The following is a 21,724-nucleotide window of genomic DNA, read 5'->3' as shown; positions in this document are numbered from 1 at the left end:
GAGGCAAGAGCGCGAAAGTCGCGCTCATTGCCTGCATGCGGATACTGCTGATCAGGCTGAACGCCATGCTACGCGACGGTACCGAATGGCGGTGACGAATAGCATGGTGAAGACAGTTGCTCCCACCAGGATGGTGATAGTCCTGTGGGAGCGGGCTTGCCCCGCGATAAAGATTGACCACTCATCCTTCAAGGTTGAAATCCTTCCCACCACCCCCATATGAGTCTGCATCAGGCATTTTCGCCCCGCTGCGTGGAGACTCTCCCTTGACCACCATCGTTTCAGTTCGCCGCCACGGCAAAGTCGTCATGGGCGGCGACGGCCAGGTTTCTCTCGGCAACACCGTGATGAAAGGCAACGCCAAGAAAGTCCGCCGCCTGTACCACGGCCAGGTCATCGCCGGTTTCGCCGGTGCCACCGCCGACGCATTCACCCTGTTCGAACGTTTTGAAGGCCAGCTGGAAAAGCACCAGGGCCATCTGGTCCGTGCCGCCGTCGAGCTGGCCAAGGAATGGCGTACCGACCGTTCCCTGAGCCGTCTGGAAGCCATGCTGGCGGTTGCCAACAAGGACGCTTCGCTGATCATTACCGGCAACGGTGACGTCGTCGAACCCGAAGACGGCCTGATCGCCATGGGTTCCGGTGGCGGCTACGCCCAGGCCGCCGCCCGCGCCCTACTGCAAAAGACCGACCTCTCGGCCCGTGAAATCACCGAGACCGCCCTGAACATCGCCGGTGACATCTGTGTGTTCACCAACCACCACCTGACTATCGAGGAGCAGGACCTGGCCGAGTAACTCAGCTGTTCTGGCGCCCGGCCCTGGTGGCCGGGCTTTTCCACGCTGACTTATCGAGCCCAAGGACCATCACAACCATGTCCATGACCCCCCGCGAGATCGTCCACGAACTCAACCGCCACATCATCGGCCAGGACGACGCCAAGCGCGCCGTCGCCATCGCTCTGCGCAACCGCTGGCGGCGCATGCAGCTCCCGGCCGAGCTGCGCGTTGAAGTCACGCCGAAGAACATCCTGATGATCGGCCCGACCGGTGTCGGCAAGACCGAAATCGCCCGGCGCCTGGCCAAACTGGCCAACGCCCCGTTCATCAAGGTCGAAGCGACCAAGTTCACCGAGGTCGGCTACGTTGGCCGTGACGTCGAGTCGATCATTCGCGACCTGGCCGACGCCGCGATCAAGATGCTCCGCGAGCAGGAAATCGTCCGGGTCGGCCATCGCGCCGAAGACGCTGCCGAAGAGCGTATTCTTGACGCCCTGCTGCCACCGGCACGCACCGGTTTCAATGAAGATCAGGTCAACACCCAGGACTCCAACACCCGCCAGCTGTTCCGTAAGCGCCTGCGCGAAGGCCAGCTGGATGACAAGGAAATCGAGATCGAAGTGGCCGAAGCCATGGGCGTCGACATTTCCGCGCCACCGGGCATGGAAGAGATGACCAACCAACTGCAAAACCTGTTCGCCAACATGGGCAAGGGCAAGCGCAAGAGCCGCAAGCTCAAGGTCAAGGAAGCGCTCAAGCTGGTGCGCGACGAAGAGGCCAGCCGCCTGGTCAACGAAGACGAGCTCAAGGCCAAGGCCCTGGAAGCGGTCGAGCAGCACGGCATCGTGTTCATCGACGAAATCGACAAAGTGGCCAAGCGTGGCAACGTCGGCGGTGCCGATGTCTCGCGCGAAGGCGTACAGCGCGACCTGCTGCCGCTGATCGAAGGCTGCACGGTGAACACCAAGCTGGGTATGGTCAAGACCGACCACATCCTGTTCATCGCCTCCGGCGCTTTCCACCTGAGCAAACCGAGCGACCTGGTCCCTGAGCTGCAAGGTCGCCTGCCGATCCGCGTCGAACTCAAGGCCCTGAGCCCGGAAGACTTCGAGCGCATCCTCAGCGAACCGCACGCCTCGCTGACCGAGCAATACCGCGAGCTGCTGAAAACCGAAGGTCTGCACATCGAGTTCGCCGCCGAAGGCATCAAGCGCCTGGCCGAGATCGCCTGGCAGGTCAACGAGAAAACCGAGAACATCGGTGCCCGTCGCCTGCACACTCTGCTCGAGCGCCTGCTCGAAGAGGTGTCGTTCAGCGCCGGTGACCTGGCTAGCGCCCACAGCGAAGCGCCGATCCGTATCGACGCCGAGTACGTCAACAGCCACCTCGGCGAATTGGCGCAGAACGAAGACCTTTCTCGTTATATTCTGTAAGCCTCACTCTCTTACAGGCAGGGCCGCTTGCGGCCCTGAACCACATGTCCAGACTCCCCACCGGCATCAACCTGCATAAAGCCTCCAAGACCCTCACACTGACCTACGGGCCAGACGAGGTGTACCACCTGCCCGCCGAATTCCTGCGCGTGCACTCGCCTTCCGCCGAGGTCCAGGGTCATGGCAATCCGATCCTCCAGTACGGCAAACTTGGCGTCGGCCTGAGCGGGCTGGAACCTGCCGGCCAGTACGCACTCAAACTAACCTTCGACGACGGCCACGACAGCGGCCTGTTCACTTGGGAGTACCTGGAGCAACTGTGCCTGCGCCAGCAGGAACTCTGGGATGACTACCTCGCCGAGCTGGAAAAAGCCGGGAAATCGCGCGACCCCTCCGAGTCCATCGTCAAGCTGATGCTCTAGTTCAGGCCTTTCAGGATTTAGAGCGCATTTTCTAATTCTATTTGCTTGAATGCCTGCTCAGCGGCCAATGAATGGCCGTCTTGCGCAACACTCGAAAGTCGGGTAACCAATGGATCTGGCAAGCTCCCTGCATTGCTTTGAAGCAGGGTCTGGCCGGTATGCAGAGGTCGCGAGCGAAAGCAGGCAGTCTTCTCAAGCAGAAAAACCCGCAGGGCTCATCGTCGTTTGCATCCGGCCGCAGGACCGCAGTTCGTTATCACTGGTCACCCTAGCAGCAGTACCGGGCACTCGTCTGTGTAACGCGCACAGCAGGCCGGTACTCGTCTCAGGACAACGGAGCGTCGTAGATGAGTCACAAGAACAACGATGACCTGCAGCGCCAAGCCTCGGAAAACACACTGGGCCTGAACCCGGTGATCGGCTTGCGCCGTAAGGATTTGCTGACATCTGCGCGAATGGTGCTGGGCCAGGCCATCCGCCAGCCGCTGCACAGTGCCAAGCATGTCGCGCATTTCGGTTTGGAACTCAAGAACGTGATCTTCGGCAGATCGGCCCTGCAACCGGAGAGCGACGACCGTCGTTTCAATGATCCGGCATGGAGCCAGAACCCGCTATATCGCCGCTACCTGCAGACTTACCTGGCCTGGCGTAAAGAACTGCACGACTGGATCGACACCAGCAACCTGTCGGATCAGGACATCAGTCGCGGTCACTTCGTCATCAACCTGATGACCGAAGCCATGGCCCCGACCAACAGCGCGGCCAACCCGGCAGCGGTCAAACGCTTCTTTGAAACCGGTGGCAAAAGCCTGCTCGACGGCCTGTCGAACCTGGCCAAGGACATGGTCCACAATGGCGGGATGCCCAGCCAGGTGAACATGGAGGCCTTCGAGGTCGGCAAGAACCTGGGCACCAGCGAAGGCGCGGTGGTGTTTCGCAACGATGTGCTGGAGTTGATCCAGTACCAGCCGATCACCGAACAAGTGCATGCCCGCCCGCTGCTGGTGGTGCCACCGCAGATCAACAAATTCTATGTGTTCGATTTGAGCCCGGAGAAGAGCCTGGCGCGCTTCTGCCTGCGCTCCAATCTGCAGACCTTCATCGTCAGCTGGCGCAACCCGACCAAGGCCCAGCGCGAATGGGGCCTGTCGACCTATATCGATGCGCTCAAGGAAGCCGTCGACGTGATCCTGGCGATCACCGGCAGCAAAGACCTGAACATGCTCGGCGCCTGCTCCGGCGGTATCACCTGCACCGCCCTGCTCGGTCATTACGCCGCGCTGGGTGAAACCAAGGTAAATGCCCTGACCCTGCTGGTCAGCGTCCTCGATACCACCCTCGACAACCAGGTTGCGCTGTTCGTCGACGAACAGACCCTGGAAACCGCCAAGCGCCACTCTTATCAGGCCGGCGTGCTTGAAGGCCGCGACATGGCCAAGGTGTTCGCCTGGATGCGCCCCAACGACCTGATCTGGAATTACTGGGTCAACAACTACTTGCTCGGCAACGAGCCGCCGGTATTCGACATTCTGTTCTGGAACAACGATACCACGCGCCTGCCGGCCGCCTTCCATGGCGACCTGATCGAAATGTTCAAAAGTAATCCACTGACCCGTGCCGATGCACTGGAAGTGTGCGGCACACCGATCGACCTGAAGAAAGTCACCGCCGACATCTACAGTCTGGCCGGCACCACCGATCACATCACCCCCTGGCAGTCCTGCTACCGCTCAGCCCAGCTGTTTGGTGGCAATGTCGAGTTCGTCCTGTCCAACAGCGGGCATATCCAGAGCATCCTCAACCCGCCGGGCAATCCCAAGGCACGCTACATGACCGGTAGCGAGCTGCCGACACTGGCCAGCGAATGGCAAGAGAATGCCCACAAGCACACCGACTCCTGGTGGCTACACTGGCAAGCCTGGATCGCGGCACGTTCCGGGGAACTGAAAAAAGCGCCGACGCGACTCGGTAACAAGAGCTATCCCGCTGGCGAGGCATCGCCTGGGACCTACGTTCACGAGCGTTGATTGCAGCGGCCGCCGCGGCCAGTTGCAGGCCGCGGCGAACTCTCCACCACAGGGCTTCGCGCATGCCGCAACCGTATATCTTCAGAACCGTCGACCTGGATGGCCAGTCCATCCGCACTGCGGTTCGCCCCGGCAAGCCGCACTTGACGCCCTTGCTGATTTTCAACGGCATCGGTGCCAACCTGGAGCTGGTATTCCCGTTCATCCAGGCCCTGGACCCGGACCTGGAGGTCATCGCTTTCGACGTGCCCGGTGTCGGGGGCTCATCAACGCCCAGGCAGCCCTATCGTTTCCCCGGGCTGGCCAAGCTCACCGCGCGCATGCTCGATTACCTCGACTATGGACAAGTCAATGCCATTGGCGTGTCCTGGGGCGGGGCACTAGCCCAGCAATTCGCCCATGACTATCCCGAGCGCTGCAAGAAGCTGGTGCTGGCGGCTACTGCGGCTGGCGCGGTCATGGTGCCGGGCAAGCCCAAGGTGCTGATGCTGATGGCAAGCCCCAGGCGTTACATACAGCCGTCGCATGTCATTCGCATCGCGCCGCAAATCTATGGCGGGGCTTTTCGCCGCGACCCGGACCTGGCCATGGCGCATGCCGCCAAGGTGCGCTCCTCAGGCAAGCTCGGTTACTACTGGCAACTGTTCGCCGGGCTCGGCTGGACCAGCATCCACTGGCTGCACAAGATCCAGCAGCCGACCCTGGTGCTGGCCGGTGACGATGACCCGTTGATTCCACTGATCAATATGCGTCTGCTGGCCTGGCGTATTCCCAATGCCCAGCTACACATAATCGACGACGGTCACTTGTTCCTGATCACCCGGGCCGAAGCCGTAGCCCCGATCATCATGAAGTTTCTTGAGCAAGAGCGCCAACGCGCCGTCATGCACCCGCGCCCCGCCCCCAGTTAAGACGCTGACATGAGGTTGGTGTCGCTCTTGCATTGATCTGTTTGTAGATGGCCTGACGACGGAGTGTTGCCTGATGAAAGACAAGCCCGCGAAGGGGTCGGTACCGGTCCCCGCCTCGTATATGAATGCGCAGAGTGCGATCACCGGCCTGCGTGGCCGCGACCTGCTGTCCACGTTGCGCAATGTCAGCCGCCACAGCCTGCGCCACCCGCTGCACACGGCCAAGCACATGCTCGCCCTGGGCAACCAGTTGGGACGCGTGCTGCTCGGCGACACACCGCACCAGCCCAACCCGCGCGACAATCGCTTCAAGGACCCGGCCTGGAATCTCAATCCCTTTTACAGCCGTGGGCTACAGGCTTATCTCGCCTGGCAGAAACAGACCCGCCAGTGGATCGATGAAAGCCAGCTGGAGCCCGATGACCGTGTCCGCGCACACTTCCTGTTTGCCTTGCTCAACGATGCGATGTCGCCGAGCAACTCGTTGCTCAATCCCGCTGCGGTCAAAGAGCTGTTCAACTCAGGCGGCCTGAGCCTGGTACGGGGTTTGAATCACTTGGTCGATGACCTGCGCCACAACGATGGCTTACCGCGCCAGGTTAACCCCCATGCGTTCGAGGTCGGTCGTAACCTGGCCACCACCCCCGGCGCGGTGGTGTTTCGCAGCGAGCTGCTGGAGCTGATCCAGTACAAACCGATGAGCGAAAAACAATACGCCCGGCCAGTGCTGGTGGTACCGCCGCAGATCAACAAGTTCTACATTTTCGACTTGAGCCCGGCCAACAGCTTCGTGCAGTACATGCTCAAGAATGGCCTGCAGACCTTCATGATCAGCTGGCGCAACCCCGACCCGCGCCATCGCGAATGGGGCTTGTCGAGCTACGTCGAGGCCCTGGAAGAAGCCATGAGTGTCTGCCGGGCCATCACCGGCAGCCGCGAGGTCAACCTGATGGGCGCCTGCGCCGGGGGCCTGACCATGGCCGCCCTGCAAGGCCACCTGCAGGCCAAGCGACAATTGCGCAGGGTCAGCAGTGCCACCTACCTGGTCAGCCTGCTCGACAGTCAGATCGACAGTCCCGCCAGCCTGTTCGCCGACGAACAGACCCTGGAAGCGGCCAAGCGCCGCTCCTACCAGCGGGGCGTGCTCGATGGCCGGGAGATCGCCAAGGTATTCGCCTGGATGCGCCCCAACGACCTGATCTGGAACTACTTCGTCAACAACTACCTGCTCGGCAAGGCGCCACCGGCCTTCGACATTCTCTACTGGAACAACGACAACACCCGCCTGCCGGCCGCGCTGCACGGCGACCTGCTGGACTTCTTCAAGCACAACCCGCTGACTCATGCCGCCGGCCTTGAGGTCTGCGGTACTCCGATCGACCTGCAGAAAGTCAACGTCGACAGCTTCAGCGTGGCCGGCAACAACGACCACATAACCCCTTGGGATGCGGTCTACCGCTCGACCTTGCTGCTGGGTGGCGACAAGCGCTTCATCCTGGCCAACAGCGGCCATGTGCAAAGCATTCTCAACCCACCCGGCAACCCCAAGGCGCATTATGTCGACAACCCGCGCCTGAGCAGTGACCCCCGGGCCTGGTTCTACGATGCCAAGCAGGTCGACGGCAGTTGGTGGCCACAGTGGCTGGAATGGATTCAGGCACGCTCCGGCACCCAACGCGAAACCCTGATGACTCTGGGCAACCAGAACTACCCTCCCATGGACCCCGCGCCCGGCTCTTACGTGCAGGCGCGCTGAACAAGTAGAACGGATGAAAACCCGCGACCGAATTCTCGAGTGTGCCCTGCAGCTGTTCAATCAGCAGGGCGAACCGAATGTCTCGACCCTGGAAATCGCCAATGAGATGGGGATCAGCCCAGGCAACCTGTACTACCACTTCCACGGCAAGGAGCCGCTGGTCCAGGGTTTGTTCGAGCGCTTCGAAGACGAACTGACCCCGCTGCTCGACCCGCCTCTGGAGGTGCGCCTGGATGCCGAGGACTACTGGCTGTTCCTGCACTTGATCGTCGAACGCATGGCCCAGTACCGTTTCCTGTTCCAGGACTTGTCGAACCTGACCGGACGCCTGCCCAAGCTGGCCCGTGGCATGCGTAACCTGCTTAACGCTCTCAAGCGTACCCTGGCTGCCCTGCTCGCCAGTCTCAAGGCGCAGGGCCAGGTGGTCAGCGACACGCGAGCACTTGGGCAGCTGGTGGAGCAGATCACCCTGACGCTGTTGTTCTCCCTCGACTACCAGCGCGTGCTGGCCCGGGAGGGTGAAGTCGGGGTGGTGGTGTATCAGGTGATGATGCTGGTGGCGCCGCATCTGGATACCGGGTCACGGCATGCTGCCGAGCAGATCGCTTTGAGGTATCTGGATGGCTGAAAAGCATCGCGGGGCAAGCCCGCGCCCACCGACTACTACGGTGGGAGCGGGCTTGCCCCGCGATTAGGCCCGAATCAGGACTGGCTGATCGGGCTTACAGGCGCCGATGGTGCTGGCGCGATCGGTGCTGCAGTTACTACGGGTGCAGCGCTGGGTGCCGGTGCTGCACTGGCCGCCGGGGCTGCTGCTTTGGCAGCAGGCTTGGCCGGTGCTTTTTTCACCGCAGGTTTCTTCGCCGCTGCAGGCTTGGCTGCTGCTTTGGCAGCAGGTTTGGCCGCTGCGGTTTTCGCTGCCGCCGGTTTGGCTGCAGGTTTGGCAGCAGCCTTGGCCAGTGGTTTGGCTGCGGTCTTGGCCGCTGCCGGCTTGCTCGAGGCCGGCTTGACCGAAGCACCGGTCAGTTTCTCGATCTGCTTGGTCAAGGTGTCGACCTGCTGATGCAACGCCTTGACTTCATTGCGGCTCGGAACGCCCAGGCGCGAAATGGCACTGTTCAGACGCTTGTCGAAAGCCTCTTCGAGCTCGCTCCATTTGCCCAGTGCACGGTCTTTGACATCACCCACCCGCGAGGTGGCCGACTTGGCCGAAGCCTTGGCCGCGTCTACGGAACTCTTGGCCTGCTTTTCAGCCTTCTCACCATCCTTGACCAGAGACTCGAACAGCTTGTTGCCGTCCTGGTCGATCTTGGAGTAGATACCCAGCCCAGCCAGCCAGATCTTGCGGGAATACTTCTCGATCCCCCCGACCCAGGAGCTGCTCTCTTTTTCGCTATTCTTCTTGCCAGCCATCCCGCTCTCCTTATTGTTTACGTGCGACACGTTCAAGCAATGCCGTCAGCTCATCGAGCTTGGCAGAGAGTGCCTCCACGTCATGTTTAGACGGAATGCCGATGCGATTCAAGGCGCTGGCAACCCGTGTGTCGAAAGCCTTTTCGATTTTATCGAGTTGAACTTCGACCTTGCCCTTGACGCTGGTGATCTCGCCTTTGACCGAATCGATCTGGCTGTTGGCGGCATCAAGCTCATGGTCGATGCGTTTCTTACCGCGTTTCTCGACGGTTTCGCCGGCCTTGACCAGCTCTTTCAGGTAGTCGGCACCTTCCTGACCGACCCGGGCATACGCGCCCAGACCTGCCAGCCAAATCTTGCGCGCGTAGCCGCGCACCTCACCCAGCGTGTGCTGGGTGTCGTCTTTTTTCTTCAGGGTCACTTTGGCCATGCTCTGCACCTCACGCTCGAAAAGATATGGAGGAACTGCCCATGGAAGCTGGGCTTGAGCATACGGTAGGGAGAAAAATTAGAATTCTCACCCTAAGGCAGGAAAAAAGCATCGCGGGGCAAGCCCGCTCCCACCGGCATTCACAATCCCGGTGGGAGCGGGCTTGCCCCGGGACAGGGTTTCACACCAGGGCTTTGTCCAACGCCCGCTCGATCTCGCTCTTGATGGTCGCACTCATCATCGACAGCATCATGCCCAGCTTCAACTCGACCCTGATGGTGTCTTCGCCTATCTGCACACTGCCACTGGCGCCGCTGCGCTTGACCTCGACCCGGTCGCCATTCCAGCGGGCACTGAGGTCGTACTCGCGAGCCAGCTTGTCGACCAGGGTCTGGGCCTTTTCCCGAGCCGCTTCGCGGCCCAGGCTGTGTTTGCGCTCAACGCTGATCTGGGTCATTCATTCAATCCTGAGTTCAAAGGCATACTCTATTATGCCCGCGCCCCGACCTGCGACACACCCCGCCAAGACAAATCCGACCGTACGCCCTAGAATGGCCAGTAATTTTTTCCGGTGAAGCGATATGAACGATCAGCGCAAAGGCGACCACGCCGAACCCACCACCCATTTCGGCTACCAGAACGTGCCGGAAAGCCAGAAAGCAGAGAAAGTCGCTGAGGTTTTCCATTCGGTGGCGGCCAAGTACGACTTGATGAACGATGTGCTTTCCGGCGGCATGCACCGCCTGTGGAAGCGCTTCACTATCGAGCTGTCCGGTGTGCGTAGCGGCAACCGGGTCCTGGACATCGCCGGTGGTACCGGTGACCTGGCCGCCAAGTTCTCGCAACTGGTCGGCCCAACCGGCCAGGTAGTGCTGGCCGACATCAACGAGTCGATGCTCAAGGTCGGTCGTGACCGCCTGCTCGATCGCGGTGTGGCCGGCAACATCGAATTCGTCCAGGCCGATGCTGAAAAGCTGCCATTCCCGGACAACCACTTCGATTGCGTGACCATCGCCTTCGGCCTGCGCAACGTGACCCACAAGGAAGACGCCATCCGCTCGATGCTGCGGGTGCTCAAGCCGGGCGGCCGTCTGCTGGTACTGGAATTCTCCAAGCCGACCAGCAAGCTGATGTCCAAGGTCTACGATGCCTATTCGTTCGCCTTCATGCCGCTGGCTGGCAAGCTGATCACCAACGACTCGGAAAGCTACCGCTACCTGGCCGAGTCTATTCGCATGCACCCTGACCAGGAAACCCTCAAGGCGATGATGGTCGAGGCCGGTTTCGACCGCGTCACCTACCACAACATGACCAGCGGCATCGTTGCCCTGCACCGGGGTATCAAACCCTGATGCTCCTGGCCGGCCTTCTTGCCAGCGTCGAACATGGCCTGAACCGTGTCCTGCGCCTGGACAGCACAGCGCTGCCGCGCTTGCGCCCGCTCGATGGCAAGGTGATTGCCATCGACTGCCGCCAGCCGGCACTGCAACTGTTCATTCTGCCCAGCGACGAAGGCCTGATGCTCGCCGCGCACTGGGCCAATGAGGCCGACTGCACCCTTCGCGCCCCGGCCAGCAGCCTGATGCGCCTGGCCCTGAGCCAGGACAAGAGCGCGGTACTGCACAGCCCGCAGGTCGAGCTCGAAGGCGATAGCGCTGTGCTTCTGGACCTGGTCGCGGTGCTTCAGGACCTGGAGCTGGACTGGGAATACGAAGTCTCGCGCTGGCTTGGTCCAGTGGCCACGCAACTGGTCAGCGGCCACCTGCGCAGCCGCGCCAGCTGGACCCGCCAAGGCCTGGCCAATCTCAACCAGAACCTCTCCGAGTACCTGGCCGAAGAAGCCCGCACCCTGGTTGGCCAGCATGAAGCCGAAGCCCGCTTCAGCGAACTCGACACGCTCAAAGTCGACATCGAACGCCTCGAGGCGCGCATTGAGCGCCTTGCCCGATCCCTTGATACCAGCGATAACGCATGAAGCTGCTTGCCGTCCGCCGTCTGTTTCGTATCCAGCGCGTGGTTATCCGCTACCGCCTCGATGACCTGCTGTTCGAACTGCCGCTGCCCTGGTGGCTGATGGCCCTGCAGCATCTGATGCCCTGGCGCTGGCTGCCACGCAAGCCCCTGGAGCTCAGTCGCGGCGCGCGCCTGCGCCTGGCCCTGCAAGACCTGGGGCCGATCTTCATCAAGTTCGGCCAGTTGCTGTCGACCCGTCGCGACCTGCTCCCCGAAGACATCGCCGACGAGCTGATGCTCCTCCAGGACCGGGTACCGCCGTTCGATCCACAGCAGGCCATCGCCCTGATCGAAGAACAGCTCGGCGCGAAGATCATTGAAGTGTTCAGCCGCTTTGACGTCGAACCGCTGGCCTCGGCCTCGGTGGCTCAAGTCCATGCGGCCAAGCTCAAGAGCGGCGAAGAGGTCGTGGTCAAGGTCGTGCGCCCAGGCCTCAAGCCGGTCATCGCCCAGGACCTGGCCTGGTTGTTCCTGATCGCCCGCGGCGCCGAACGGGTGTCCGCCGACGCTCGCTTGTTGCACCCGGTGGAAGTGGTCAACGATTACGAAAAAACCATCTACGACGAGCTCGACTTGCTGCGCGAGGCGGCCAACGCCAGCCAGCTCAAGCGTAACTTCGAAGGTTCGGAGATGATGTACGTGCCCCAGGTGTACTGGGACTGGTGCCGCCCCAAGGTACTGGTGATGGAGCGTATCTACGGCATCCAGGTCACCGACCTGGCAACCCTGGCCGACCAGCGCACCGACATGAAAATGCTCGCCGAACGCGGCGTGGAGATTTTCTTCACCCAGGTGTTCCGTGACAGTTTCTTCCATGCCGACATGCACCCGGGCAACATCTTCGTCAGCACCGTCAAGCCGTGGAGCCCGCAGTACATTGCCATCGATTGCGGCATCGTCGGCAGCCTGACGCCTGAAGACCAGGATTACCTGGCACGCAACCTGTTTGCCTTCTTCAAACGCGACTACCGCCGCGTCGCCCAGTTGCACATCGATTCCGGCTGGGTGCCGGCGCATACCAAACTCAACGAGTTCGAGGCGGCGATCCGCACCGTTTGCGAGCCGATCTTCGAAAAACCGTTAAAAGATATTTCCTTCGGCCAGGTGCTGATGCGCCTGTTCCAGACCGCGCGACGTTTCAACATGGAAGTCCAGCCGCAGCTGGTGCTGCTGCAAAAGACCCTGCTGAACATCGAAGGCCTGGGCCGTCAGCTGTACCCCGAGCTGGACCTGTGGAGCACCGCCCAGCCGTTCCTCGAACGCTGGATGCGCGAGCGGGTCAGCCCCAAGACTCTGCTGCAGAACCTGCACGGCCAGGTCGAACAGATCCCGCACCTGGCCGACATGACCCGCAACCTGCTCGAACGCATGTCGCAGCCGCACCTGGCCGAGCCGCCCAGCGCCTGGCAACAGAAAGGCGATGGCTGGGCCTTGCGCTTGCTCGGTGCCGGCTTGCTCGGCGGTGGCGCGACGCTCGCCGCCGGTGCCGTCAGCCTCAGTGCCCCGGCAGCCTGGCCGGCCTGGCTGATGCTTGCGGCCGGCCTGTACCTGATCGTGCGTCGATAGCCAGCCGGGCCGCTGACTGGCACACTAGCGCAAGGGGCCGGCAGAGGATCGGGCCTCTAGTTTTGGAGTCGTACATGAAAGACTGGCTGGACGAGATCAACTGGAACAGCGATGGCCTGGTACCGGCTATCGCCCAGGACCACAAAACCGGGCGCGTGCTGATGATGGCCTGGATGAATCGCGAGTCGCTGGCCCTGACCGCCGCTGAGCAGCGGGCCATCTATTGGTCACGCTCACGTGGCAAACTGTGGCGCAAGGGCGAAGAATCCGGGCACGTGCAAAAACTGCATGAAATGCGCCTGGACTGCGACGCCGACGTGATCATTCTGATGGTCGAGCAATTGGGACATATCGCCTGCCATACTGGCCGCGAAAGCTGCTTCTACCGTGTTTACGAAAACGCAGAGTGGAAGACCGTCGATCCCGTCCTCAAAGACCCCCACGCCATCTACAACGCAGGACACTGACATGAGCGACACCCTGACCCGCCTGGCCGAAGTGCTGGAAGCGCGCAAAGGCGCCGAACCTGACAGTTCCTACGTGGCCAGTCTTTACCATAAGGGCCTGAACAAAATCCTGGAAAAGCTCGGCGAAGAGTCGATCGAGACCATCATTGCTGCCAAGGATGCCGCCCACAGCGGAGATTACAGCGATGTCATCTACGAGACCGCCGATCTGTGGTTCCATAGCCTGGTCATGCTCGTCCAACTGGGCCAGCACCCACAGGCGGTGCTGGATGAGCTGGACCGCCGTTTCGGCCTGTCCGGGCACGCCGAGAAAGCAGCGCGTCAGCCGTCGGCCTAACTGAATTATTTCGAGGGATTGCACCATGGGTATTTTTGACTGGAAACACTGGATCGTTTTGCTGGTGGTCGTGGTACTGGTATTCGGTACCAAAAAGCTGAAGAACTTCGGCAGCGACCTGGGCGAATCGATCAAGGGCTTCAAGAAGGCCATGAACGAAGAAGAGTCCAAGCCTGAAGAGCAGACACCACCTCCGGTGCAACCCGTACAGCCACAGGCCGCTTCGCCACTGAACCAGCCGCAGACCATCGACGGCCAGGCGCACAAGGTCGAAGAGCCGATCAGGAAAGATTGATCAATGTTCGGGATCAGCTTCAGCGAACTGCTGCTCGTGGGCCTGGTGGCCCTGCTGGTGCTCGGCCCTGAGCGTTTGCCGGGCGCCGCGCGTACGGCCGGGTTGTGGATCGGCCGCCTCAAGCGCAGCTTCAATGCGATCAAGCAGGAAGTCGAGCGCGAGATTGGCGCCGATGACATCCGCCGTCAGCTGCACAACGAGCACATCCTCGCCATGGAGCAGGAAGCACGCAAGATCCTCAACCCGCAGAGCGTGACGCCTGAGCCACCTGCGACCCCGGTTGCCAGCAGCGAAGCCGCAGCAGCACCGAGCACAGCCACAGTCGAAGCCAAGCCGGTCGCCAACGCAACCACCGAACCGACACAGCCACCGCGAGCCCCATGAGCGATATTCCGGAAAACGACCAGCCGATGCCGCTGGTTTCGCACCTCACCGAGCTGCGTACGCGCCTGCTGCGTTGCGTCGCGGCCATCTTCCTGATCTTCGCCGGGCTGTTTTCCTTCGCGCAGCAGATCTATACCTTGGTCTCGGCCCCGTTGCGTGAGCACCTGCCGGCCAACGCGACGATGATCGCCACCGATGTGGCCTCGCCGTTTCTGACGCCGTTCAAGCTGACCATGATCGTTTCGCTGTTCCTGGCCATTCCGCTGATCCTCCAGCAGATCTGGGGCTTCATCGCGCCAGGCCTGTATCGTCATGAAAAGCGCATCGCGATCCCGCTGCTGATCTCCAGCATCATCCTGTTCTACGCCGGGATGGCCTTTGCCTACTTCCTGGTGTTCCCGCTGATCTTCGGTTTCTTTGCCAGTGCCACTCCGGAAGGGGTGTCGATGATGACCGACATTGCCAGCTACCTCGATTTCGTCATGACCCTGTTCTTCGCCTTCGGCGTGGCCTTCGAGATCCCGGTGGCCGTGGTCCTGCTGGTGTGGATCGGCGTGGTCGATGTGAAGTACCTGAAAAAGATCCGCCCTTACGTGATCATCGGCTGCTTTGTGGTCGGCATGATCCTCACGCCGCCGGACATTTTCTCGCAGACCTTATTGGCCGTGCCGATGTGGCTGCTGTTCGAGATCGGCGTGCTGTTTGGCGGACTGATCCGCAAACGCAGCGAACATCATGATGACGCCGCCGACGACCACAACGACCAGCCGCCAGCGACTCAACCGTGAACCTGCTGCTCCTCGAAGAAGCCGACTTCATCGCGGCCGATCGCGTCATTCTGGCTGACCGGCGCTTTACCCATATGCAGGAGATCCACCGGGTAGCGGTAGGCGACAGCCTGCGCGTCGGGCGCATTGGCGGGCTGATGGGCGAAGCCCGGGTACTGCGTCTGGAAGGCCACGAGGCCGAGTTGTCGGTCAGTTTCGAGCGTGAACCACCGGCCAAGTTGCCGCTGACCCTGGTGCTGGCCCTACCGCGCCCGAAAATGCTGCGCCGGGTGTTCCAGACCGTCGCCACCATGGGTGTGCCAAAGCTGATTCTGGTCAACAGCTACCGGGTCGAGAAAAGCTTCTGGCAGACCCCCTTCCTCGAACCCGAGGCCATCCGTGAGCAACTGATCCTGGGCCTGGAACAAACCCGCGACACAATCCTCCCCGAGGTCATCATCGAGAAACGCTTCAAGCCTTTCGTCGAGGATCGCCTGCCAGCCATTGCCCAAGGCACCCTCGGCCTGGTCGGCCATCCCGGGCCGTTCCCGCCCTGCCCGCGTGGCCTGGACGAGCCGGTGACCCTGGCCATCGGCCCCGAAGGCGGCTGGATTCCCTACGAAATAGACCTGCTGGGCAAGGCCGGGCTGGCCCCGGTGCAGCTTGGCGAGCGCATCCTGCGCGTGGAGACAGCGGTCACTGCCTTGCTCGCCCGACTTTTCTGACTTCAGCTTTGCGGCGCAAGGCCGATGGATTGGCACGAGAACAAGAAAATCACCCCTGCCGATTGCAATGGAGCCCCACCATGTACCGTTGGTTAGCGCAACATCTGGGTAACGTGAGCGTCAATCGTAAACTCGGAATCGGCTTCGGCCTGGTCCTGCTACTGACCCTGACAATCAGCCTGACCGGCTGGCAGGGCATCAATGGCATCACCCACCGCAGTGACACCCTCAGCGCTATCTCCCAGGTACTTGAGGCCACCCTGGAACTGCGCGTTGCTCGGCAGGGCTACCAACTCCAAGGTGGCGAATCTCCCGCGCAGCACCTCAACAGCGCGGTGGTGAAACTCGAGCAAAAACTACAGCAAGTCGATCAGTTTATTACCAGCCCACAGGACCGCCAGCGTCTCGAACAGCAGCAAGAAGCCGCCCGGCAGTACCGCCAGGCGCTGGGCATTACCGACAAGGCTGCCCAGCAACGCCAAGCAAGCCGCGAAGTACTCGGCAGCACCGCCGAGCAGGCTGCCGCTCTGATCGTCGAGGTTCAGCAGCAGCTGCTGCAGGGTGACACTAATCTGCACCTGTTCAACAGCGTCATGTCAGCCAGCAAATTGCTACAAGAGGCGCGGTTCGAGGTCCGGGGTTACACCTACAGCAACAATGCCGAGCTCCAACAGACCGCACTCGATGCCATCGACCAGGCAATCGAACAACTGACGACCCTGGCGGGAGTCTTGCCAGCGAACTTCACCAGCAGCCTCCAGCAAGCGGCAGGTGCCCTGAACAACTACCGTGCAGCCGTGGTCCAGTTCGGTGTTGCGCAGGTCGCGACAGAACAGGCGTCGGCACAGATGGCCGTACAGGGCCAGATCCTGATCGAACAAAGCCAGCAACTCACCAGCGACCTGACCCAGGCGCGCGATGACGAGTCGCAAAACGCCAAGTTGATGCTCGCCCTGGCCACCGCCCTGGCCCTGCTGTTTGGCCTGCTCGCTGCCTTGACCATTACCCGCCAGATCATCATCCCTTTGCGCCAGACCCTGAACGCCGCCGACCGGGTCGCCAGTGGCGACCTGCGCCAAGACCTCAACGTCGAGCGTCGGGACGAGCTTGGCCAACTGCAACACAGCATGCAACGCATGACTGTAAGCCTGCGCACGCTGATCGGCGGCATTGGCGATGGTGTCACGCAAATTGCCAGTGCCGCTGAAGAGCTGTCGGCGGTGACCGAGCAGACCAGCGCCGGGGTCAACAATCAAAAGGTCGAGACCGATCAAGTGGCCACCGCCATGAACGAGATGGCCGCTACCGTGCAAGAAGTCGCACGCAATGCCGAAGAGGCTTCTGAAGCAGCGCTGGTGGCCGACCAGCAGGCCCGTGAGGGTGATCGAGTAGTCGGTGAAGCCCTCAGCCAGATCGAACGCCTGGCGAATGAAATGAACCACTCCAGCGAAGCCATGGGCCAGCTCAAGACCGAGAGCGACAAGATCGGCAGCGTGCTCGATGTGATCAAGTCGGTGGCCCAGCAAACCAACCTGCTGGCCCTCAACGCAGCGATCGAAGCCGCCCGCGCCGGGGAAGCCGGCCGCGGCTTTGCCGTGGTGGCCGATGAGGTGCGCAGCCTGGCCCAGCGCACCCAGCAATCAACTGAAGAGATTGAAGCGTTGATTGCCGGCTTGCAAAGTGGCACCCAACAGGTCGTCAGCAGCATTGATGCCAGCCGTAACCTGACCGACAGCAGCGTCGAGCTCACCCGTCGCGCTGGCACCTCGCTGGACACCATCACCCGTACCGTTTCCTCGATCCAGGCGATGAATCAGCAGATCGCCGCAGCGGCCGAGCAACAAAGCACCGTGGCGGAAGAGATCAACCGCAGCGTGATGAATGTGCGCGATGTATCGGACCAGACCTCCGCTGCCAGCGAAGAAACCGCTGCCTCCAGCGTCGAACTGGCCCGCCTGGGTACCCATCTGCAGGGCCTGGTCGGCAAATTCCAGCTCTGAGGTTAAACAACCTGTGCTAGCCGTTCGGGCAGCACAGGTTGGGATACTGAGAGTCTTCTGCTGTTTGCCCTTGGGCAACCTTCCTACACCCTCCCGCCACTTCAACCATTTTCCTTAGGTTAACCACAGAACTTTCCTACATCGTTTGCAGGTCCAGCTCGCCCGCAGCCAGCCGATGAGCAAGGGGCGGCGCCCTGACCCTCGTCCTGGCGCCGGTCATTCCTCAATTGCTGGAGACCTCCATGTTCGGACCTGTGAATCGGATGCTAGGCAACATGAGCGTCAGACTGAAACTGACCTTGGCCTTTGCCTTGGTGCTGTTACTGACCCTATTGATCACCCTCAGCGGCTGGCGTGCATTGGACGACGCCATCCTGCGTTCGGAAAAGCTTCAGGAAATCGCCCGCCTCAATGACATCGGCAAGGACCTCAGGGCCGAGCGCATCACCTTTCGGGTACTCAATGATGCGCACAGCAAGGCTCAGATCGAGCTGTCGCTGAAGGCCCTGCAGGAACTGCTCACGGCAATGCCGGATCGTTATGCAGCGTCCGAAGACCGGCAGATGATCGCCGGCAAGCTGCAAACGGTGCAGCGCTTTACCCTGGACTTTGCACAGTTACAACAGGCCGTGGCCTTGCGCCAGACACGCCAGCAAGCCATGCAAGGTGCCGAACAGCGCCTCGCCGAGCTAGTCGATGAGGTCGCGGACCAAGCACTGGAGAACATGCGTAGCGAGAGCCAGCTGGCCAGTCAGAGCCAGGTCCTGAACCTGGCCGAAGCACTTGCCCGGCATGTCGAAGTTGCCAATCAACAAAGCCTGGTGCCGGCCTATACCTTCGCCCCCCTGGAGCAGTTCGCCAGCGTTGGTCAGGCGGCGCTCGATGCCAGCCGGCAGACCTTCGAGCAGCTGGCGCACCTGATGCAAACCCACGGTCTGGCCGCCAGCACCCGGGAAAACCTGCGCGCAGCACTGAGCCGCTACCAGGACAGCCTTGATCAGTATCGCCGGGCCGCCATCGCCGTGGAGAGCGTGCAAGGCACGCTGGAACAGCTAGGCATCGAGCTTCGCGACGCCAGCCGCAAACTGAGTGACCGTCAGATCGAACAGCGCGACGCCGAAGCCGTCCAGGCCCAGAGCGTACTGACCGCCGAGGCCACACTGGCCTTGCTATTCGGCAGCCTGGCAGCCTGGTTGATCAGCCTGCAAATCACCGCACCACTTAAACAGACCCTGGCCCAGGCCGCACGTATTGCCCAAGGCGACCTGCAACTGACCGAGACCGTGCAACGCCGCGACGAAATGGGCCAACTGCAAAACAGCATGCAGGCCATGACCCTGAGCCTGCGCGAGCTGATTGGAGGTATCGGCGAGGGCAGCACCCGGCTGTCCTCGGCAGTCGAACAACTGGCTGCGGTCAGCGAGCAGACCAAAGTCAGGATCGCCCAGCAAAAAGACGAAACCGATCAGGTTGCCACAGCCATGAACCAGATGAGCGCAACGGTTCACGAAGTGGCGCAGAACGCTGAACAGGCCTCGCAGGCGGCGACCACGGCTGACCAGCAGGCGCAACTGGGCGACCAAGTGGTCGGTGAGGCCGTGGAGCAGATCGAACAGCTGGCCCGGCAAATGGACCACTCGATCGATGCCATGCATCAACTGGCCGGCGAGAGCCAGCGCATCGGCAGCATTCTTGATGTGATCAAGTCGGTCTCCGAGCAAACCAACCTGCTGGCCCTGAACGCCGCCATTGAAGCGGCGCGGGCTGGAGAGGCCGGTCGCGGATTTGCCGTGGTCGCCGACGAAGTCCGTGGCCTGGCCCAGCGCACCCAGCAGTCAACCGAGGAAATCGAACAACTGATTGGCAACCTGCATGACGGCACCGATCAGGTCACCCGCCTGCTCGACAGCAGCAAGATCCTGACCCGCGACAGTGTCGAGCTGAGCCGCAGGGTCGGTGATGCATTGGGGCAGATTACCCGCACAGTATCGAACATCCAGGGCATGAACCAGCAGATTGCTACTGCCAGCGAGGAACAAAGCGCAGTGGCCGAGGAAATCAATCGCAGCGTGATCAATGTCCGCGAAGTGTCGGACCAGACCAGTACGACCAGTGAAGAGACAGCAGCGTCGAGCGTCGAGTTGGCGCGGCTCGGGCGTCAGCTACAGACGCTGGTCGGCCGCTTCAACCTATAACCTCTGGTGGTGGGCGGGCTTGCCCCGCGATTGCGATGTTACTGACACACCGCAATCGCGGGGCAAGCCCGCTCCCACCGGTCCTACAGCACCTGGCGCAAGAACGCCTGGGCGCGCAGGTCTTTCGGGGAGGTGAAGAACGCCTCGGGCGGCGAGTCTTCCAGCAGTTTTCCATGATCGAAGAACAGCACGCGGTCCGCCACTTCGCGGGCAAAGCCCATTTCGTGGGTCACGCAGACCATGGTCATGCCTTCCAGCGCCAAGGTTTTCATGACATCGAGCACTTCACCGACCATTTCCGGATCGAGTGCCGAGGTCGGCTCATCGAACAGCATCACCTTCGGGTCCATCGCCAGGGCACGGGCAATGGCGACCCGCTGCTGCTGACCACCGGACAGGCGCGAAGGGTATTCATTGGCTTTCTGGCCAATGCCAACCTTCTCCAGCAACGCCCGGGCCTTGGCCTCACGCTCGGCCTTGCCGCGCTTGCGCACCACCTTCTGCGCCAGGCACAGGTTCTCCAGCACGGTCATGTGCGGGAACAGGTTGAAGTGCTGGAACACCATGCCGACTTCACGGCGATAGGCGTTGACGTCAGTCTTCGGGTCAGCCAGTTGCAGGCCATCGATCGCCACCGTGCCCTCATCGAACGACTCCAGGCCATTGAGACAGCGCAGGAAGGTCGATTTGCCCGATCCCGAAGGTCCGAGTACGACCAACACTTCCCCCTTGGCCACGTTGGTACTGACGTGATCGACCGCGCGCACCACCTGGCCACGGGTATCGAAGACTTTTACCAGATCACGGACTTCAATCACTTTGCGCAAGCCTCCGCTCAAGCCGGCTGGCCATGTGCGACAGCGGCAGGTTGATCAAAAGGTACAGGCCGGCAACACAGAACCAGATCTCGAAGGTCGAGAACGAGGTAGTGATCGCTTCGCGCCCGCTCTTGGTCAGTTCGGTGATGGCGATCACCGACACCAGTGAGGTGTCCTTGACCAGGCTGATGAACTGCCCGGCCAGCGGCGGCAGAACGCGCTTGAACGCTTGTGGCAGCACCACGTGCCGCATCGACTGGCCAGCGCTCAAGCCCAGCGAGCGAGCCGCCTCGCCCTGCCCTTTGGCAATCGACTGCACACCGGCGCGGACGATCTCGGCCACGTACGCGCCGGTAAACAGTGCCAGTGCTGCAACCCCGGCGAACTCGCGGGACAAGTTGAGCACGGTGCCGATGAAGAAGTAGAAAATGAAGATTTGTACCAGCAGTGGCGTGCCGCGCACCAACTCGACGTAGACCGTGGACAGGTCACGCAGGGTCGGGTTGCTCGACAACCGGCACAATCCGGCGAACAGGCCAATGACCAGACCCAGCACGCCAGAGGCCACCGAGATCCAGACAGTGGTCCACAGCCCCCAGGCCAACGGTCCGGCGGCCCAGTGATGGGTCACACCGATCAGGTCGCCTTCGCTAACATCGTCGCCACGCGACAGCAGCACACTGGCCAGCTCGACGTCGAACACCTGCTCGGCGCCGCTCTCGTCACGCAGGGTGACGCTTGCCATGTCACCTTTGGGCGTAATCGATTCGATGGTTCCATTGTCGCTGGCGCGCTGGGCGACTTCGGCCTGGTAGGCGAAGTACTGCGGCACCCGGTTCCAGCTCCACTCGTAGGAAATCATCGAGGTGGCGTAATACAGGCTCAGTGCCAGGCCCACCAGGACCAGCGCGGTCAGCCCGTGCCAGGGCCACTGGGCTTTCTTGTGTTTGATCAATTGAGGGTACTTCCGTAAAAGCGAACGCGCA

The 21,724-nt window shown here is 61.5% G+C and carries 23 protein-coding genes and 2 pseudogenes; 20 read left to right on the top strand and 5 right to left on the bottom strand.

Annotation, left to right across the window (positions count from 1 at the left end; all coding sequences use genetic code 11):
- Positions 1-266: 266 nt before the first annotated feature.
- The 7 genes from hslV (at position 267) to C6382_RS13700 (ending at position 7,956) form a co-directional block, all read left to right on the top strand.
- Positions 267-797, top strand: a complete 531-nt coding sequence (hslV, locus tag C6382_RS13730; protein WP_107024976.1) for an ATP-dependent protease subunit HslV — start codon at positions 267-269, stop codon at positions 795-797.
- Between the two features lie 77 nt (positions 798-874).
- On the top strand, positions 875-2,212 hold the full coding sequence (gene hslU / locus C6382_RS13725; protein WP_107024975.1) for an ATP-dependent protease ATPase subunit HslU: 1,338 nt from the start codon (positions 875-877) through the stop codon (positions 2,210-2,212).
- A 44-nt stretch (positions 2,213-2,256) separates the two neighbouring features.
- On the top strand, positions 2,257-2,634 hold the full coding sequence (locus tag C6382_RS13720; protein WP_107024974.1) for a gamma-butyrobetaine hydroxylase-like domain-containing protein: 378 nt from the start codon (positions 2,257-2,259) through the stop codon (positions 2,632-2,634).
- A 347-nt stretch (positions 2,635-2,981) separates the two neighbouring features.
- A complete protein-coding gene (phaC, locus tag C6382_RS13715; RefSeq protein WP_107024973.1) occupies positions 2,982-4,661 on the top strand; it encodes a class II poly(R)-hydroxyalkanoic acid synthase in 1,680 nt (559 codons plus the stop codon).
- Positions 4,662-4,723: 62 nt separating this feature from the next.
- On the top strand, positions 4,724-5,572 hold the full coding sequence (phaZ, locus tag C6382_RS13710; RefSeq protein ID WP_107024972.1) for a poly(3-hydroxyalkanoate) depolymerase: 849 nt from the start codon (positions 4,724-4,726) through the stop codon (positions 5,570-5,572).
- A gap of 73 nt (positions 5,573-5,645) precedes the next feature.
- Positions 5,646-7,328 carry a class II poly(R)-hydroxyalkanoic acid synthase gene (gene phaC / locus C6382_RS13705; RefSeq protein ID WP_107024971.1) on the top strand — a complete coding sequence of 561 codons (1,683 nt, stop codon included), beginning with the start codon at positions 5,646-5,648 and terminating at the stop codon, positions 7,326-7,328.
- 13 nt (positions 7,329-7,341) lie between these two features.
- Positions 7,342-7,956 carry a TetR/AcrR family transcriptional regulator gene (locus tag C6382_RS13700; RefSeq protein ID WP_107024970.1) on the top strand — a complete coding sequence of 205 codons (615 nt, stop codon included), beginning with the start codon at positions 7,342-7,344 and terminating at the stop codon, positions 7,954-7,956.
- A gap of 74 nt (positions 7,957-8,030) precedes the next feature.
- Here C6382_RS13700 and C6382_RS13695 read toward each other — a convergent pair whose 3' ends face one another.
- From C6382_RS13695 to C6382_RS13685, 3 genes are all read right to left on the bottom strand, one after another.
- Positions 8,031-8,741 (bottom strand): phasin family protein, encoded by a 711-nt coding sequence (locus tag C6382_RS13695; protein WP_107024969.1) that lies wholly within the window; start codon positions 8,739-8,741, stop codon positions 8,031-8,033.
- A 10-nt stretch (positions 8,742-8,751) separates the two neighbouring features.
- Complete coding sequence (locus C6382_RS13690) at positions 8,752-9,171, bottom strand: phasin family protein (protein ID WP_107024968.1); 420 nt, start codon at positions 9,169-9,171, stop codon at positions 8,752-8,754.
- Between the two features lie 181 nt (positions 9,172-9,352).
- A complete protein-coding gene (locus tag C6382_RS13685; RefSeq protein ID WP_107024967.1) occupies positions 9,353-9,628 on the bottom strand; it encodes a polyhydroxyalkanoic acid system family protein in 276 nt (91 codons plus the stop codon).
- 124 nt (positions 9,629-9,752) lie between these two features.
- On the opposite strand from C6382_RS13685, the gene ubiE reads away from it, so the two are divergent.
- The 13 genes and pseudogenes from ubiE (at position 9,753) to C6382_RS24670 (ending at position 19,920) form a co-directional block, all read left to right on the top strand.
- On the top strand, positions 9,753-10,523 hold the full coding sequence (gene ubiE, locus C6382_RS13680; protein ID WP_107024966.1) for a bifunctional demethylmenaquinone methyltransferase/2-methoxy-6-polyprenyl-1,4-benzoquinol methylase UbiE: 771 nt from the start codon (positions 9,753-9,755) through the stop codon (positions 10,521-10,523).
- Entirely contained in the window at positions 10,523-11,146 is a 624-nt protein-coding gene (locus C6382_RS13675; protein ID WP_107024965.1) for an SCP2 domain-containing protein, read from the top strand. The genes ubiE and C6382_RS13675 overlap by 1 nt, the downstream gene beginning before the upstream one ends.
- Complete coding sequence (gene ubiB, locus C6382_RS13670; protein ID WP_107024964.1) at positions 11,143-12,750, top strand: ubiquinone biosynthesis regulatory protein kinase UbiB; 1,608 nt, start codon at positions 11,143-11,145, stop codon at positions 12,748-12,750. Before C6382_RS13675 ends, ubiB begins: the two co-directional genes overlap by 4 nt.
- 74 nt (positions 12,751-12,824) lie before the next feature.
- Complete coding sequence (gene hisI, locus C6382_RS13665; protein ID WP_107024963.1) at positions 12,825-13,217, top strand: phosphoribosyl-AMP cyclohydrolase; 393 nt, start codon at positions 12,825-12,827, stop codon at positions 13,215-13,217.
- Position 13,218: 1 nt separating this feature from the next.
- Positions 13,219-13,554: a phosphoribosyl-ATP diphosphatase gene (locus C6382_RS13660; RefSeq protein ID WP_107024962.1), complete on the top strand. Its 336-nt coding sequence runs from the start codon at positions 13,219-13,221 to the stop codon at positions 13,552-13,554.
- 25 nt (positions 13,555-13,579) lie between these two features.
- On the top strand, positions 13,580-13,849 hold the full coding sequence (locus C6382_RS13655) for a twin-arginine translocase TatA/TatE family subunit (protein WP_038615428.1): 270 nt from the start codon (positions 13,580-13,582) through the stop codon (positions 13,847-13,849).
- Positions 13,850-13,852: 3 nt separating this feature from the next.
- A complete protein-coding gene (gene tatB, locus C6382_RS13650; RefSeq protein WP_107024961.1) occupies positions 13,853-14,233 on the top strand; it encodes a Sec-independent protein translocase protein TatB in 381 nt (126 codons plus the stop codon).
- On the top strand, positions 14,230-15,021 hold the full coding sequence (gene tatC / locus C6382_RS13645; protein WP_038615432.1) for a twin-arginine translocase subunit TatC: 792 nt from the start codon (positions 14,230-14,232) through the stop codon (positions 15,019-15,021). Before tatB ends, tatC begins: the two co-directional genes overlap by 4 nt.
- Complete coding sequence (locus C6382_RS13640; protein ID WP_107024960.1) at positions 15,018-15,725, top strand: 16S rRNA (uracil(1498)-N(3))-methyltransferase; 708 nt, start codon at positions 15,018-15,020, stop codon at positions 15,723-15,725. Before tatC ends, C6382_RS13640 begins: the two co-directional genes overlap by 4 nt.
- A gap of 80 nt (positions 15,726-15,805) precedes the next feature.
- Positions 15,806-16,819 (top strand): annotated as a pseudogene (locus C6382_RS24685) (methyl-accepting chemotaxis protein); the annotation flags it as partial.
- A 33-nt stretch (positions 16,820-16,852) separates the two neighbouring features.
- Positions 16,853-17,725, top strand: coding sequence for a methyl-accepting chemotaxis protein (locus C6382_RS24680; RefSeq protein WP_371919621.1), 873 nt, complete (start codon positions 16,853-16,855; stop codon positions 17,723-17,725).
- Between the two features lie 242 nt (positions 17,726-17,967).
- A pseudogene (locus C6382_RS24675) lies at positions 17,968-19,065 on the top strand (methyl-accepting chemotaxis protein); the annotation flags it as partial.
- Positions 19,048-19,920: a methyl-accepting chemotaxis protein gene (locus C6382_RS24670; protein ID WP_371919620.1), complete on the top strand. Its 873-nt coding sequence runs from the start codon at positions 19,048-19,050 to the stop codon at positions 19,918-19,920. The pseudogene C6382_RS24675 and the gene C6382_RS24670, both read left to right, overlap by 18 nt.
- 83 nt (positions 19,921-20,003) lie before the next feature.
- Here the strand turns inward: C6382_RS24670 and C6382_RS13625 are convergent, their stop codons facing one another.
- Positions 20,004-20,738, bottom strand: a complete 735-nt coding sequence (locus C6382_RS13625; protein ID WP_038616999.1) for an amino acid ABC transporter ATP-binding protein — start codon at positions 20,736-20,738, stop codon at positions 20,004-20,006.
- The gene (locus C6382_RS13620; protein ID WP_107024957.1) at positions 20,731-21,693 is read right to left on the bottom strand and encodes an amino acid ABC transporter permease; all 963 of its coding nucleotides are present in this window, start codon (positions 21,691-21,693) and stop codon (positions 20,731-20,733) included. The genes C6382_RS13625 and C6382_RS13620 overlap by 8 nt, the downstream gene beginning before the upstream one ends.
- Positions 21,694-21,724: the final 31 nt, after the last annotated feature.

The sequence above is a fragment of the Pseudomonas sp. BBP2017 genome, from assembly GCF_003024385.1.
Taxonomy (GTDB): Bacteria; Pseudomonadota; Gammaproteobacteria; order Pseudomonadales; family Pseudomonadaceae; genus Aquipseudomonas.
The sequence above is the reverse complement of the archived record's forward strand: the minus strand, read 5'-3'. Positions and strand labels throughout refer to the sequence as shown.

What these genes read in the sequence shown, in the direction of transcription:
- hslU (WP_107024975.1), top strand. Translation starts at nt 875, where the DNA reads ATGTCCATGACCCCCCGCGAGATCGTCCACGAACTCAACCGCCACATC.
- C6382_RS13720 (WP_107024974.1), top strand. Translation starts at nt 2,257, where the DNA reads ATGTCCAGACTCCCCACCGGCATCAACCTGCATAAAGCCTCCAAGACC.
- phaC (WP_107024973.1), top strand. Translation starts at nt 2,982, where the DNA reads ATGAGTCACAAGAACAACGATGACCTGCAGCGCCAAGCCTCGGAAAAC.
- phaZ (WP_107024972.1), top strand. Translation starts at nt 4,724, where the DNA reads ATGCCGCAACCGTATATCTTCAGAACCGTCGACCTGGATGGCCAGTCC.
- phaC (WP_107024971.1), top strand. Translation starts at nt 5,646, where the DNA reads ATGAAAGACAAGCCCGCGAAGGGGTCGGTACCGGTCCCCGCCTCGTAT.
- C6382_RS13700 (WP_107024970.1), top strand. Translation starts at nt 7,342, where the DNA reads ATGAAAACCCGCGACCGAATTCTCGAGTGTGCCCTGCAGCTGTTCAAT.
- C6382_RS13695 (WP_107024969.1), bottom strand. Translation starts at nt 8,741, where the DNA reads ATGGCTGGCAAGAAGAATAGCGAAAAAGAGAGCAGCTCCTGGGTCGGG.
- C6382_RS13690 (WP_107024968.1), bottom strand. Translation starts at nt 9,171, where the DNA reads ATGGCCAAAGTGACCCTGAAGAAAAAAGACGACACCCAGCACACGCTG.
- C6382_RS13685 (WP_107024967.1), bottom strand. Translation starts at nt 9,628, where the DNA reads ATGACCCAGATCAGCGTTGAGCGCAAACACAGCCTGGGCCGCGAAGCG.
- ubiE (WP_107024966.1), top strand. Translation starts at nt 9,753, where the DNA reads ATGAACGATCAGCGCAAAGGCGACCACGCCGAACCCACCACCCATTTC.
- C6382_RS13675 (WP_107024965.1), top strand. Translation starts at nt 10,523, where the DNA reads ATGCTCCTGGCCGGCCTTCTTGCCAGCGTCGAACATGGCCTGAACCGT.
- ubiB (WP_107024964.1), top strand. Translation starts at nt 11,143, where the DNA reads ATGAAGCTGCTTGCCGTCCGCCGTCTGTTTCGTATCCAGCGCGTGGTT.
- hisI (WP_107024963.1), top strand. Translation starts at nt 12,825, where the DNA reads ATGAAAGACTGGCTGGACGAGATCAACTGGAACAGCGATGGCCTGGTA.
- C6382_RS13660 (WP_107024962.1), top strand. Translation starts at nt 13,219, where the DNA reads ATGAGCGACACCCTGACCCGCCTGGCCGAAGTGCTGGAAGCGCGCAAA.
- C6382_RS13655 (WP_038615428.1), top strand. Translation starts at nt 13,580, where the DNA reads ATGGGTATTTTTGACTGGAAACACTGGATCGTTTTGCTGGTGGTCGTG.
- tatB (WP_107024961.1), top strand. Translation starts at nt 13,853, where the DNA reads ATGTTCGGGATCAGCTTCAGCGAACTGCTGCTCGTGGGCCTGGTGGCC.
- tatC (WP_038615432.1), top strand. Translation starts at nt 14,230, where the DNA reads ATGAGCGATATTCCGGAAAACGACCAGCCGATGCCGCTGGTTTCGCAC.
- C6382_RS24680 (WP_371919621.1), top strand. Translation starts at nt 16,853, where the DNA reads ATGCAACGCATGACTGTAAGCCTGCGCACGCTGATCGGCGGCATTGGC.
- C6382_RS24670 (WP_371919620.1), top strand. Translation starts at nt 19,048, where the DNA reads ATGCAGGCCATGACCCTGAGCCTGCGCGAGCTGATTGGAGGTATCGGC.